Origin of the sequence: Pseudomonas sp. zfem005, assembly GCF_032621735.1 — a bacterium.
Taxonomy (GTDB): domain Bacteria; phylum Pseudomonadota; class Gammaproteobacteria; order Pseudomonadales; family Pseudomonadaceae; genus Metapseudomonas; species Metapseudomonas solani.
Map to the genome: position 1 here is coordinate 328,797 of NZ_JAVYJE010000007.1, position 11,800 is coordinate 340,596.

At 64.6% G+C, this 11,800-nt stretch carries 14 protein-coding genes; 5 read left to right on the forward strand and 9 right to left on the reverse strand.

From position 1 onward, the window contains the following. Positions 1-136: 136 nt before the first annotated feature. The 7 genes from RTW82_RS17660 to RTW82_RS17690 all read right to left on the reverse strand — a co-directional run bounded on the left by RTW82_RS17660 (position 137) and on the right by RTW82_RS17690 (position 5,969). Positions 137-1,651 carry a sensor domain-containing diguanylate cyclase gene (locus RTW82_RS17660; RefSeq protein ID WP_052351389.1) on the reverse strand — a complete coding sequence of 505 codons (1,515 nt, stop codon included), beginning with the start codon at positions 1,649-1,651 and terminating at the stop codon, positions 137-139. Between the two features lie 278 nt (positions 1,652-1,929). Then, the gene (locus RTW82_RS17665; RefSeq protein WP_021221270.1) at positions 1,930-2,238 is read right to left on the reverse strand and encodes a hypothetical protein; all 309 of its coding nucleotides are present in this window, start codon (positions 2,236-2,238) and stop codon (positions 1,930-1,932) included. Between the two features lie 137 nt (positions 2,239-2,375). Next, the gene (locus RTW82_RS17670) at positions 2,376-2,708 is read right to left on the reverse strand and encodes a YnfA family protein (RefSeq protein ID WP_021221271.1); all 333 of its coding nucleotides are present in this window, start codon (positions 2,706-2,708) and stop codon (positions 2,376-2,378) included. Between the two features lie 91 nt (positions 2,709-2,799). Continuing rightward, positions 2,800-3,228, reverse strand: coding sequence for a hypothetical protein (locus RTW82_RS17675; RefSeq protein ID WP_021221272.1), 429 nt, complete (start codon positions 3,226-3,228; stop codon positions 2,800-2,802). 90 nt (positions 3,229-3,318) lie between these two features. Then, complete coding sequence (locus RTW82_RS17680) at positions 3,319-4,476, reverse strand: CynX/NimT family MFS transporter (RefSeq protein WP_184487784.1); 1,158 nt, start codon at positions 4,474-4,476, stop codon at positions 3,319-3,321. Between the two features lie 171 nt (positions 4,477-4,647). After that, positions 4,648-5,460, reverse strand: a complete 813-nt coding sequence (locus tag RTW82_RS17685; RefSeq protein ID WP_316925860.1) for an SDR family oxidoreductase — start codon at positions 5,458-5,460, stop codon at positions 4,648-4,650. Positions 5,461-5,597: 137 nt separating this feature from the next. Then, complete coding sequence (locus RTW82_RS17690; RefSeq protein WP_031288404.1) at positions 5,598-5,969, reverse strand: DUF2784 domain-containing protein; 372 nt, start codon at positions 5,967-5,969, stop codon at positions 5,598-5,600. Positions 5,970-6,195: 226 nt separating this feature from the next. On the opposite strand from RTW82_RS17690, the gene RTW82_RS17695 reads away from it, so the two are divergent. Further along, positions 6,196-6,354: a DUF3309 family protein gene (locus RTW82_RS17695; RefSeq protein WP_021221276.1), complete on the forward strand. Its 159-nt coding sequence runs from the start codon at positions 6,196-6,198 to the stop codon at positions 6,352-6,354. A gap of 304 nt (positions 6,355-6,658) precedes the next feature. Here RTW82_RS17695 and RTW82_RS17700 read toward each other — a convergent pair whose 3' ends face one another. Then, positions 6,659-8,326, reverse strand: a complete 1,668-nt coding sequence (locus RTW82_RS17700) for a cation acetate symporter (RefSeq protein WP_316925861.1) — start codon at positions 8,324-8,326, stop codon at positions 6,659-6,661. Further along, entirely contained in the window at positions 8,323-8,634 is a 312-nt protein-coding gene (locus RTW82_RS17705; RefSeq protein ID WP_021221278.1) for a DUF485 domain-containing protein, read from the reverse strand. Before RTW82_RS17705 ends, RTW82_RS17700 begins: the two co-directional genes overlap by 4 nt. Positions 8,635-8,862: 228 nt before the next feature. Between RTW82_RS17705 and RTW82_RS17710 the strand changes: the two genes are divergently transcribed. The 4 genes from RTW82_RS17710 to RTW82_RS17725 all read left to right on the forward strand — a co-directional run bounded on the left by RTW82_RS17710 (position 8,863) and on the right by RTW82_RS17725 (position 11,800). Beyond that, positions 8,863-9,087, forward strand: coding sequence for a DUF2061 domain-containing protein (locus tag RTW82_RS17710; protein ID WP_316925862.1), 225 nt, complete (start codon positions 8,863-8,865; stop codon positions 9,085-9,087). 121 nt (positions 9,088-9,208) lie between these two features. Continuing rightward, complete coding sequence (locus RTW82_RS17715; protein ID WP_316925863.1) at positions 9,209-10,759, forward strand: beta (1-6) glucans synthase; 1,551 nt, start codon at positions 9,209-9,211, stop codon at positions 10,757-10,759. Positions 10,760-11,189: 430 nt separating this feature from the next. Further along, positions 11,190-11,516: a hypothetical protein gene (locus tag RTW82_RS17720; RefSeq protein ID WP_316925864.1), complete on the forward strand. Its 327-nt coding sequence runs from the start codon at positions 11,190-11,192 to the stop codon at positions 11,514-11,516. Beyond that, positions 11,513-11,800, forward strand: a complete 288-nt coding sequence (locus tag RTW82_RS17725; protein WP_316925865.1) for a hypothetical protein — start codon at positions 11,513-11,515, stop codon at positions 11,798-11,800. The genes RTW82_RS17720 and RTW82_RS17725 overlap by 4 nt, the downstream gene beginning before the upstream one ends.

Sequence of the window (11,800 nt, forward strand, 5' to 3'; positions counted from 1 at the left end):
CATTTATTTTGCGCGCAATATTAATTTCAAGAAGAATTGGCAATAAGTGTTCGCTTGGATGGCATAAGCAGACGGGCTGCGGCCCGCAGCCCTGCAAAGCGACCGGATTCAGGGTTATTGGAGGGCCGGGCTGCACTCAGCCGAAGCTGCGCACCTTGTTGCGCCCGGAGTGCTTGGCGGCGTAGAGGGCCGTGTCCGCACTCTGGATGAGCATCTCGGGCAGGTCGCCGGGGCGGGGGATCATGCTGTGGATGCCGATGCTCACGGTCACCACGCCGGCCTGGGCCCCCAGGTGCTCTATGTGCTTCGTCTCGACGGCGGCGCGCACGCTCTCGGCGATCACCTGGGCGCCGGCCGGCGCGGTGTGCGGCAGGATGATGGCGAACTCTTCGCCGCCGTAGCGGGCAATGAGGTCGGTGGAGCGGATCTTGATCACCTTGAGCGCCTCGCTCACCGCCTTGAGGCACAGGTCGCCGGCACGGTGGCCGTAGGTGTCGTTGAACAGTTTGAAGTTATCCACATCGATCATCAGCAGCGAGATGGGCTGGCGGATGATCGCCGCGCGCTGGAATTCTTCGTTGAGGGTCTTGTCGAACTGCCGGCGGTTGGCGATGCCGGTCAGGCCGTCTATCGCCGCCAGCTGCGACAGCTCCTCGTTCTCCAGCTGGATGCTGCGGGCCGCCAGCAGGCGCTGGCGGGTACGCCGCACCAGCACCACGCCGATGCTCATCAGCGCCAACACCAGACCGGTGACCAGGGTCACCAGCACCACGGCCTTCTGCCGCCATTCGGTGAGCACTTCGCTCTTCTGCATCGCGGCCACCACCAGCAGCGGGTAGCCGTCCAGCACCCGGTAGGCGTAGACGCGCTCGCGGCCGTCCAGGCTGGAAAGGCCGGCGCCGGTGCCCACCGGCGAGTTCTTCAGGTCGTCCATGAACAGCGGGCTGTCCTTCAGGTTGCCGGTGCCGGGCTCCATCACCGGGCGCCGCACCACCAGGGTGCCGTCGTTCTCGGCCAGGAGGATGGCGCCGTTGCGGCCGATGTCGAAGTCCTTGTAGAAGGCGTTGAAGTAGCTGATGCGGATGGTCGCCAGCACCACCCCGGCGAACTCGCCATGGGTGCCGTTGAGGCGGCGCGAGATGGGCAGCACCCACTCGCCGGTGGAACGGCTCTGCATGGGCGAGCTGACCTCGATGTCGCGGCTCACCGAGTTGAGGTGGTGCTGGAAGTATTCCTGGTCGGCACTGCTGGTGGTGGGCGACGGCGGCGCGCTGGTGTAGTGGAGCCAACGCCCGCTGCTGTCGAACACGTAGATGCCGGACAGCTGCTGCGCGCGCAGCTTGTAGGCGGTGATCAGGCCCTTGATGCGCTGCTGGTCATGCAGGTCGGCGCTTTCCAGCAGGTAGACCAGGCCGCTGAGGATCAGGTCGGCTTCCTTGATGGTCTCCTCCGCGTGCTGGGAAACCGAGTAGGCCAGGTTGGCGTTGGATTTGTCCGCCTCGCTGAGGTAGTGAGTGCGGGAGTCGAACACCTGATAGAGGTTGACGCCGATGGCCACCACACCACCGAACAGGATCAGGAAGTAGGCCAGCCATAGAGCCAGGCGCGTGCGCAGGAACAGCGCCAGGCGTTTGGCTTCTACTTTCTCCATCCGTCGCTCCCCTGTGGGCCGGCTGCATGCAGCGGCTGATGTTGATGGTGGTTGAAGCCAGCTCTTCGCTTCAGACAAGAAGCTTAGCCAGCGGTGCCCGGAACGGGCCTGAAATGACGGCGGCAGGCGGAAGATTGCAAAATGCCATCACGCAGGCGGATGCTACGCGATTGTGCCCCTTGCGCGCACCCACGCTGTCGAGCCGGCGACAGGCATGACGCTGTGGGAACAGTGCATCGGCAGAATGGCCGCCGGGGTACCCGGCAGCCCGGAGAGCCTCAGAAGCCGGCGCGGGAAAGCGCCTGGGCCAGTGCCAGCGGGTCGTGGCCATGGCAGTGGAGCACGCCGTGCTCGTCCGCCACGCCAAGGCCGAAACCCTCGTCCGCCTCCTCGAAATAGAGGAGACCGCTGGGCAGCTCGGCGACGACCAGCACCGGCTCCAGCTCGCCGAGGCGCAGCCGGGTGTGGGCATAGAAGGGAACGCGACAGGCGGCGAACACCACCTGCTGGGCAGGGGAACAGTCGTGCAGTTGCTGATGGACCAGGTTCTTCAATTCGGCAGCGGAAATGCTCTGACAAGTATCCATGGCGGGTCCGTCCTGTTCTTGTTGGGTAACCGGGCCTGGCGAAAGGATGATCGAGACCGAGGACGAAAATCTAGCAGCCCGGGAGCGCCTTGCCACCCCCATCTGTATCAGGATTCGACGAAAGCACGGGTTGCCCTTCAGCTCTGGGAGAAGCGCGGGCCCAGCAGGATGACCAGCGCACCCGCGACGCAGAGCGCCGCGCCCAGCCAATCGCTGGCCAGCGGGCGGGTGCGCTCCACCAGGCCCAGCCAGAGCAGCGAGGTGATGATGTAAATGCCACCGTAGGCCGCATAGGCGCGACCGGCGTAGGCCGCTTCGACGCGGGTCAGCAGCAGGGCGAAGCACAGCAGGCTGAGCAGCCCGGGGGCGATCCACCAGGCGCTGCGATCCAGGCGCAGCCACATGAAGAAGGCATAGCAACCGGCGATCTCGAAGAGTGCGGCGAGGAAGAACCAGAGGTAGTTGAGCATGGGGGGATGTCCTCGTCTGGAGCCGATCAGGGCGCGGCTCACGCTGCCGCTCATTGCAATGCGCTGAAGGCAAGGAGCGCGCCAGGTGTGTTCAGCCGCGCAACGCGCCTTCGCGTTCCCAGGCGCAGCGTACGCGCAGGTTGGCTTCCTGGGGGCTGTGGAAACCCTGTTCGCTTTCCCAGCGGAAGGTGTGGGTGCCGTTGAGCTCGGTCTCCAGGTGCACCACCGCACTGCCCCAGTAGAGCTGCTTGAGCAGGGCCTCGAACTGTTGCACCCACAGGTTCCACTCGTACTCCACCGCCGCGTAGCTGGCACCGAAGTGGATCACCTGGGTCTGGTAGAGCCCCTGGCCGGGGTGGGCGCTGAAGGAGAACATCTCGCGCCCGAGGAAGGGCCAGATGTCGCCGGCAGGCAGGCTTTCGATCACGCGGCGGTTGGTCGCGCGGCGCAGTTGCCGCACCTCGCCGTCGTCCGACGGCCAGTCGCGGATGCAGCCATAGACGATGGATTCAGAGTCCACGCGAGCACTCCAGAAAAACAGTGGCAGCCTTCTATCACAGGGCTGCCAGGCAGGAAAGGAATTGCCGCTGATTTCCTCGACCAGGCCCCATCAGGCCCGGCGCCGGCCCAACATCCAGGCCAGCACGCACATGGTCACCGCCAGGCCGGTGAAGACCATGAAGGGCAACTGGTAGTTGCCGCCCAGGTCGCGACCGAGGCCGGCGAGCACCGGCGTCAGGCTGCCCAGGCTGTAGCCGGCGAAGAGCATCATCGCCGTCCAGCGGCTCACCGCCAGGGAGGTGTTCACCTCGTACAGCGGCAGCACCATGGACAGCGCGAAGGAGCCGGAAAGCCCCAGCCCCAGCAGCACCGCCCAGACCTCGGGGTAGAGGCCGGGGGCGAAGGTGATCATCCCCAGGCACAGCGAACTGGTGATGCCGCAACCGAGCAGCAGCTGGTAGCGGTTGTCGTAGCGCTGGGCCAGCCAGGGCAGGATGAAGGCGCTGGGCAGCCCCACCAGCATGAACAGGCTGAACAGGCTGTTGCTGCGCAGCACACTGAAGCCGGCCTCGTGGTAACGCGCCACCAGCCAGGTGGTGAGGGCGTAGAACAGCCCGGCCTGGATGGCGAAGAAGGCGGTGATCAGCCAGGCACGCGGCTCACGCCAGGGCAGCCCGCCGGAGCCCCCGGCCTCGCTGCTCGTCTCCGCACGGTTGGGCAGGAACAGCCAGAGGATCATCGCGGCCAGTGCCGGCAACGCCCAGAACGCCAGGCCCATCGACCACTCGTTGGCCAGCGCCTGGGTCACCGGCTCGGTGAGCACCGCACCGGAGGCGCCACCGATGGTCATGCTCAGGGAATACCAGGCGACCACGCGGCCAACCTGGTCATGGAAATGGCGCTTGATGAACCCGGACACCAGCGGTCCGGCGATGGCGATGCCGGCCCCCAACAGCACGGCGCTGCCGATCAGCACCGCACTGGCGTGCCCGGCCACGCGCACGCCGCACGCGATGACGATGAGCAGCAGGCACAGGGCGATCACCCGTTCCAGGCCAAAGCGCATGGCCAGGCGTGGTGCCAGGGGCGCCAGCAGGCCCATGCACAGCACCGGCAACGCGGTGGTGAGGCTGATCAGGCCACGGCTCAGGTCGAGCTCGCTGGCGATGCGTTCGATCAGGGGGGCAAGGGAAGTGATGCCAGGGCGCAGGTTGATCGCCGCCAGCACCAGAGCCAGCATGAACAGGGCTCGGGAAGCAGGTTTCACAGGGAGTCCAGAAGGTCGTCGGCATGCACGCCGGGGGAGCAACCCTACTCCGCGAAAGCGCAGCCGGGCAAGCCACCGGCATGGATAAACTGACCGACCGGACAGAAAAACCAGCCACTAAACGCAGCTGGTAGGCCTGGCCCCACCTGCGTGGAGCCGGGCCGAAAGGGCTCACGCCTGCTGGCGGCCCTTGGCGCGCATCTTGTCCGACATGTTGGACATCTCGTCGTAGAGCATCTGCGGGTTCTTCTGCTTCACCGCCCAGGCCATGCGGCCCTGCTCGTGGGGCAGGATCATGAAGGTGCCGGCGGCCACTTCATTGAAGATGTAGTCGGCGATATCGGCGGCGCTGATCGGCGAGCTTTCCAGCAGCTTGCCCACCTGCTGCTTCATGGCCGGGGTCGGGCCACGGAAGGAGTCCAGCAGGTTGGTCTGGAAGAACGACGGACAGACCACGTGCACGCCGACACCTTCCTGCTTGAGTTCGATCAGCAGGCTTTCCGAGAGCGCCACCACGCCGGCCTTGGCCACGTTGTAGTTGCTCATCGCCGGGCCCTGCATCAGCGCCGCCATGGAGGCGATGTTGACGATGCGGCCCTTGCTGCGCTGCAGCAGCGGCAGGAAGGCCTTGCAGCCCTTGACCACGCCCATCAGGTTGATCGCGATCTGCCAGTCCCAGTCTTCCAGGGACAGCTCTTCGAAGAAGCCACCGGAGGCCACGCCCGCGTTGTTGACGATGATGTCGATGCCGCCGAGCTTCTGCTCGCAGGCCTGGGCGAAGGCGGTGAGCTGGCTGTAGTCGCGCACGTCGCAGCGTTGGGTGAAGCCGTCGCCGCCCGCTTCGCGGACCAGCGCGAGGGTTTCCGCCAGCCCGGGCTCGTTGACGTCGGAAAGGGCCAGCTTGCTGCCTTCACGGGCCCAGCGCAGGGCGATCTCACGGCCCAGACCGGAGCCAGCGCCGGTGATCATGATGCGGTTCTGCATGGTGAGGTTGCCTTCTTGGTATGTGCGTTGGTGCTCCGCAGTTTAGCGAGGCGTCACCCGCCAAAGCGCGAAATCAGGGCGCTGAATGACGGGGGCAAATCAACGCATCGGCGCCTTGCGCGCACCCTCGACAGGCGCTAGCGGGCGCGACGCAGCAGGCGCACCAGGAGAACACCGTAGACCAGCAGGTTGAGGCCGACGACGATGCCGCCGAGCCAGAGCTGGATGCCCGGCGTCAGGCCCGCCGGGTAGATCACCGGCAACACGTGGTGCTCGATGAAACCGCCTTCGTAGCCCTGCTCGCCGGCCGCGCGGCGCAGGCTGTTTTCCAGCGGTGTGAGCGGGCAGATCAGGTGCAGCCATTCGACGGTCACGCCCCAGCAGGCGGCGGGCAGGTGCAACAGCGCCAGCTTCGGCCAGCGCAGCACCAGCAGGCCACCCAGCAGCACGAAGAGGATGAAACCCAGGTGGAAAAGCACCACCGCGTCCGCTGCAATCCGATAAAGCATCCTGCTGTCCCCGTTCGTTTCCGTGGCTCGCCCCTAACTTCTGATAGTCGGCAAGCCCTTGTTTTCACTCGGCAAAAACGCCCGCGCAAGAATCTTTCATGAACCTTTGCAAAACAGGCGAAGTCGGAATTTACAGGAGCGGTCACTCACCTTGCATGCAGCGATGCATGAAGTGTGCGGCGGCTCCGGGAAGTCCAAGAACAAGGTTCATAGAAGGAGTTCCACCATGGGTATCAGTACCATTCTGCTCGTCATCCTGATTCTGCTGCTCATTGGCGGCCTGCCTGTATTCCCCCACTCCCGTGGCTGGGGTTACGGTCCCTCTGGCATCATCGGCACCCTGCTGATCATCCTGCTGGTTCTGATGATATTGGGCCGTATCTGACCACGCTCCCTCCCGGGCCACATTGGCGGATGTGGTTCGCGAGGCGAGCACCCCCTCCTCTCTCCTCATCCCACCTGCAGCAGCCCCTATGACGCACAGGGTGGGCGTAGGGTGGGCTTAAGCCCACCGCTTCTTCGAAGCTGATCCCACCCTCGTAATCCACCCTTACTGATCTTTCTGTTCTTCCCCCTGACGCACCCGCCCTCTCGGAACTGCACGTTGCCCCTCCTCTCCCCTGTTCAACCCCGCCCCAAACAAAAAGGGCAGCCCGAAGGCTGCCCAATGTCACGGAGTGGTGCGTGGATCAGTGGGCGACGGCGCCGCTGGCGCCCAGGCCGGTCTGCGAGCGGACGAACTGCGGGAAGAAGCGTGCGCGTTCCTCGTCTGCAGCGGCGGACTTGTCGGTGATGGAGAAGAACCAGATACCCACGAAGGCCACCAGGATCGAGAACAGCGCCGGGTACTCGTAGGGGTAGATGGCTTCGGCATGACCGAGGATCTGCACCCAGATGGTTGGGCCGAGGATCATCAGGCCGACCGCGGTGATCAGGCCCAGCCAGCCGCCGATCATGGCGCCACGGGTGGTCAGCTTCTTCCAGTACATGGAAAGGATCAGCACCGGGAAGTTGCAGCTGGCCGCGATGGAGAAGGCCAGGCCCACCATGAAGGCGATGTTCTGCTTCTCGAACAGGATGCCCAGGCCTATGGCCAGGACGCCGAGTGCAACGGTGGTGATCTTCGATACGCGCAGCTCATCCTTCTCGTTGGCCTTGCCCTTCTTGATGACCGAGGCGTACAGGTCGTGGGACACCGCCGAGGCACCGGCCAGGGTCAGGCCGGCGACCACTGCCAGGATGGTGGCGAAGGCCACGGCCGAGATGAAGCCGAGGAACAGGCTGCCGCCCACGGCGTTGGCCAGGTGCACCGCCGCCATGTTGTTGCCGCCCAGCAGCGCGCCGGTGGCGTCCTTGAACATCGGGTTGGTGCTGACCAGGAGGATGGCGCCGAAACCGATGATGAAGGTGAGGATGTAGAAGTAGCCGATGAAGCCGGTGGCGAAGAACACCGATTTACGGGCTTCCTTGGCATCGCTGACGGTGAAGAAGCGCATCAGGATGTGCGGCAGGCCGGCGGTACCGAACATCAGCGCCAGGCCGAGGGAGATCGCCGAGATCGGGTCCTTCACCAGGCCGCCGGGGCTCATGATGGCCTCGCCTTTCGGGTGGACCTTGATGGCCTCGCTGAACAGCATGCCGATGTCGAAGTTGACGTGCTTGAGCACCATGATCGCCATGAAGGAGGCGCCGGACAGCAACATCACCGCCTTGATGATCTGCACCCAGGTGGTGGCCAGCATGCCGCCGAACAGCACGTAGAGCACCATCAGCACGCCCACCAGGACCACGGCCACGTGGTAGTTCAGGCCGAACAGCAGTTCGATCAGCTTGCCGGCACCGACCATCTGCGCGATCAGGTAGAAGGCCACCACCACCAGAGAACCGCAGGCGGACAGGGTGCGGATTTCCTTCTGCTTGAGGCGGTAGGAGGCGACGTCGGCGAAGGTGTACTTGCCCAGGTTGCGCAGGCGCTCGGCGATCAGGAAGAGGATCACCGGCCAGCCGACGAGGAAGCCGATCGAATAGATCAGGCCGTCGTAGCCGGAGGTGTAGACCAGGGCGGAAATACCCAGGAAGGACGCCGCGGACATGTAGTCACCGGCGATCGCCAGGCCGTTCTGGAAACCGGTGATGCTGCCGCCGGCGGTATAGAAGTCGGCGGTCGACTTGCTGCGCTTGGACGCCCAGTAGGTGATGTAGAGGGTGAAGCCGACGAAGGCCACGAACATCACGATGGCGGAGACGTTCAGCGGCTGGCGCTGCACGTCGCCTTCGAGGGCGCCGGCGGCCCACAGGGCCGGGGCCACGGCCATCAGGCCGACAATGCCGCAGATGGAGAGAATGCGCGCGATCATTGCTGCGCCTCCTTGAGGACTTCGCGGTTCAGACGGTCGAACTCGCCATTGGCGCGGCGCACGTAGATGCCGGTGAGCACGAAGGCGGAGACGATCAGGCCGACGCCGATCGGGATGCCCCAGGTGATGGACGAGCCCGGGCTGAGCTTGGTGCCGAGCACCTGGGGCTCGAAGGCGATGAGCAGGATGAAGGCCAGGTACAGGCCGAGCATGATGGCGGAGAGAATCCAGGCGAAGCGTTCGCGCTTGGCGACCAACTCCTGGAATCGCGGATTCTCGTGAATCCGCTGGTAGATGCTGTCGTTCATTGTTGTTGTCCTCTACACAGCACGTTAGTGGTGAAAACAACTCTAGAACGCTCGTACACAGGCAACAGACGACCTTAGTCGTAGCGTCGGGGCTTTCTCGACCAAGGTCGTAGGCCATTCATATAGGCGCTCTATCAGCACCATTTCCCATGCATATTTCCTTACATGGAACAGGGCCTCTACTCTGCACGTAACTCGGAATCATTCCCATCTGCAGGGAGACCCATCATGCTCAAGACCGTCACCTTCACCGTCATGCACTTCGGCATCGCCTTCACCGTCGCCTACCTGCTCACCGGTAGCGTCGCCATCGGTGGCCTGGTGGCGATCGTCGAGCCGCTGGTCAACTCCGTGGGCTTCTACGTCCACGAGAAGGTCTGGAAGCGCTTCGAGAAGGCCAAGGCCGAAGGCCCGGAGGCGCCTCGGGGCAACTGGTTGCACCAGCACGCCTGAACGGGCCGGAAAACACCTCGGTAATGCGCTGAAACCAGTTAGCAGGTGGCCAGCGCATTCCTACCGAACAGCTGAATCCGCTAAGATGCGCGGCTTTGCCGCCACCACGCGCCCTTAGCCCATGAGCCAGACCCGTCACTTCCCCGTTCTGCCCTACCTGCTCGCCTCGATCGCCGCCCTGCTGCTGCTCGCCGCCCTCTGGTACGGCCAGGGCAAGCCGGTGATCCTGCCCGATGCGGCCACCCCGACGCACAAGCTGCAATGCGCCTCCTACAGCCCGTTCGACAAGGACCAGTCGCCGTTCGACCAGCCCTTCGTGCTGCGCCCCGAGCGCATGGACGCCGACCTCGAACTGCTCGCCACCCGCTTCCATTGCGTGCGCACCTACTCCATGACCGGCCTCGAAGCCATCCCGGAGCTGGCCCGCAAGCATGGCCTGAAGCTGATGCTCGGCGCCTGGGTCAACGGCAACCCGGTGGACACCGGCAAGGAGATCGACGCGCTGATCAAGGCCGCCAACGCCAACCCGGACGTGGTCGAGGCGGTGATCGTCGGTAACGAAACCCTGCTGCGCAAGGAAGTCACCGGCGCCCAGCTGGCCAAGCTGATCGGCCAGGTGAAGGCCCAGGTCAAGCAGCCGGTCACCTACGCGGACGTGTGGGAGTTCTGGCTCAAGCACCCCGAAGTCGCCCCGGCGGTGGACTTCCTCACCATTCACCTGCTGCCCTACTGGGAAGACGACCCCGCCGGCATCCACGAGGCCCTGGCCCACGTGAAGGACATCCGCGAGGAGTTCGGCACGCGCTTCGCACCCAAGGACATCGTGATCGGCGAAACCGGCTGGCCCAGCGAAGGCCGCCAGCGTGAAACCGCCCTGCCCAGCCGCGTCAACGAAGCCCTGTTCATCCGTGGCTTCGTGCACATGGCCGAAGAGAACGGCTGGCGCTACAACCTGATCGAAGCCTTCGACCAGCCCTGGAAGCGCGAAAGCGAAGGCGCTGTCGGCGGCTACTGGGGCCTTTTCAGTGCTGACCGCACCGAAAAGGGCGTGCTCGCCGGCCCGGTTTCCAACCTGCCGAACTGGCCGCTGTGGCTTTCCGTCAGCGGGCTGATCTTCGCCCTCACCCTGATCGTCGCCGGGCGCCCCGCCTCCAGCCGCGCCGCCCTGCTGCTGCCCCTGCTGGCCGCACTGGGTGCCGGCTGCATCGGCATGTGGGCCGAACTGGCACGCATCACCGCTCGCTTCGCCGGTGAATGGGCCTGGGCGGCCTTCATCGTCGGCCTCAACCTGGTGGTGCTGATGCACGGCGCCCTGGCGCTGTCGACCCGCGAAGGCGCCCGTGGCCGCCTGTTCGCCTGGCTCGACACCCGTGCCAGCTGGTGGCTGTCCGCCTCTGGCTTCGCCGGTGCCGTGCTGATGCTGGCCCTGGTCTTCGACGCCCGCTACCGCAGCTTCCCCAGCGCCGCACTGCTGCTGCCGGCGGTGGTCTACCTGTGCCGCCCGGTGAAAGCACCGCGCCGCGAGATCGCCCTGCTGGCTCTGTTCATCGGCCTGGGCATCATCCCGCAGCTCTATGAGGAGACCCTGGGCAATATCCAGGCGATCGGCTGGGCCGCCACCGCCCTGCTGCTGACCCTCGCCCTGGTACGCAGCCTGCGCCTCGGCCGCTGAGCCAGATGCAACGAAAAAGGGATGCCTCGGCATCCCTTTTTTATGGCCCGCGATAACCGGCTTGCTGGCGTGGGAGCGGTTTCAACCGCGATGCAGCGGGCAGGGCCTTTCGCGAATGAATTGGCTCTGTCTGCGTTAGCTGTTGTGGTTTTAAAGCAAGCGCTCAAGCATGGCCCTTTCCGGGCGTCCAAGAGTTCGTACCACCTCCACCGCATGGGTTTCGCTTCGCTCTACACCATCCTACGAAAGCCCGTGCGCACCACGTGGCGATGCGCTGGACGAAGAAAGGTGGGGCAGCCGCCAACGCCCCTCCAGGAGCCGGGGGACGAGCGGCATGGATGCCGCGAGAGGCGCGCCAGGCCATGGATGGCCCATCGCGCCGGCCCCCAGAGCAACGATGGAGTGAGGGAACCCGACGCAGTCGGGCCGGATGATGGGGCAAGCCCTTTTGGTTCCTTTTAAGTGGTTCGGCATTCCGACGATTGTTAAAAGAGACTCGCCCGGGTGGGCGAAACCAGAAACATCACCAGAACTCGGCAATCAGCTGGGCTCAATTCTTCTAGCAACACTTAACGCAGACAGAGCCAATTCATTCGCGATGCCTTTCGCGGATGAAATCGCCCCCGCCTGCCCTGTTCGCTGCAAAAACCGCGAAACTGACCTGAACCCTTCATATAGATATGAGATCAACATCATATCGATGCGCCAGGTGGCGATCGAAGCGCCATATCGTTACGAAGGAGTCGAACTTCGATGAATATTTCCCCTGAACTGGCCCTGTCCCAAGCCCGCGAACAGCTGCAGCACATGCGCAACGCCGCTGATGGACGCACCCTCGCCTACCGTTTCGGCGTGGCACAGGGTTATATCAACGCGCTGCGTGATTTCGCCGGGCTGGATGCGGAAACCTGGCGCCACCTGCTCGACGAGGCCGAAGCCGTGCGCCAGGAAACGGATGCCGCGCTGCATCCGCTGGTGCCCCAGGCCTTCATCCTCGCCCAGGCCGGCCCGGCCACCGAAGGCCAGCCCGCCCTGTCCTGA

Excerpts from the sequence above, each read along its gene's own strand:
- RTW82_RS17665 (WP_021221270.1), bottom strand. The coding sequence starts at position 2,238 with ATGGATACTTGTCAGAGCATTTCCGCTGCCGAATTGAAGAACCTGGTC.
- RTW82_RS17690 (WP_031288404.1), bottom strand. The coding sequence starts at position 5,969 with ATGCTTTATCGGATTGCAGCGGACGCGGTGGTGCTTTTCCACCTGGGT.
- RTW82_RS17700 (WP_316925861.1), bottom strand. The coding sequence starts at position 8,326 with ATGATCGCGCGCATTCTCTCCATCTGCGGCATTGTCGGCCTGATGGCC.
- RTW82_RS17685 (WP_316925860.1), bottom strand. The coding sequence starts at position 5,460 with ATGCAGAACCGCATCATGATCACCGGCGCTGGCTCCGGTCTGGGCCGT.
- RTW82_RS17705 (WP_021221278.1), bottom strand. The coding sequence starts at position 8,634 with ATGAACGACAGCATCTACCAGCGGATTCACGAGAATCCGCGATTCCAG.
- RTW82_RS17695 (WP_021221276.1), top strand. The coding sequence starts at position 6,196 with ATGGGTATCAGTACCATTCTGCTCGTCATCCTGATTCTGCTGCTCATT.
- RTW82_RS17715 (WP_316925863.1), top strand. The coding sequence starts at position 9,209 with ATGAGCCAGACCCGTCACTTCCCCGTTCTGCCCTACCTGCTCGCCTCG.
- RTW82_RS17725 (WP_316925865.1), top strand. The coding sequence starts at position 11,513 with ATGAATATTTCCCCTGAACTGGCCCTGTCCCAAGCCCGCGAACAGCTG.
- RTW82_RS17660 (WP_052351389.1), bottom strand. The coding sequence starts at position 1,651 with ATGGAGAAAGTAGAAGCCAAACGCCTGGCGCTGTTCCTGCGCACGCGC.
- RTW82_RS17720 (WP_316925864.1), top strand. The coding sequence starts at position 11,190 with ATGATGGGGCAAGCCCTTTTGGTTCCTTTTAAGTGGTTCGGCATTCCG.
- RTW82_RS17670 (WP_021221271.1), bottom strand. The coding sequence starts at position 2,708 with ATGCTCAACTACCTCTGGTTCTTCCTCGCCGCACTCTTCGAGATCGCC.
- RTW82_RS17710 (WP_316925862.1), top strand. The coding sequence starts at position 8,863 with ATGCTCAAGACCGTCACCTTCACCGTCATGCACTTCGGCATCGCCTTC.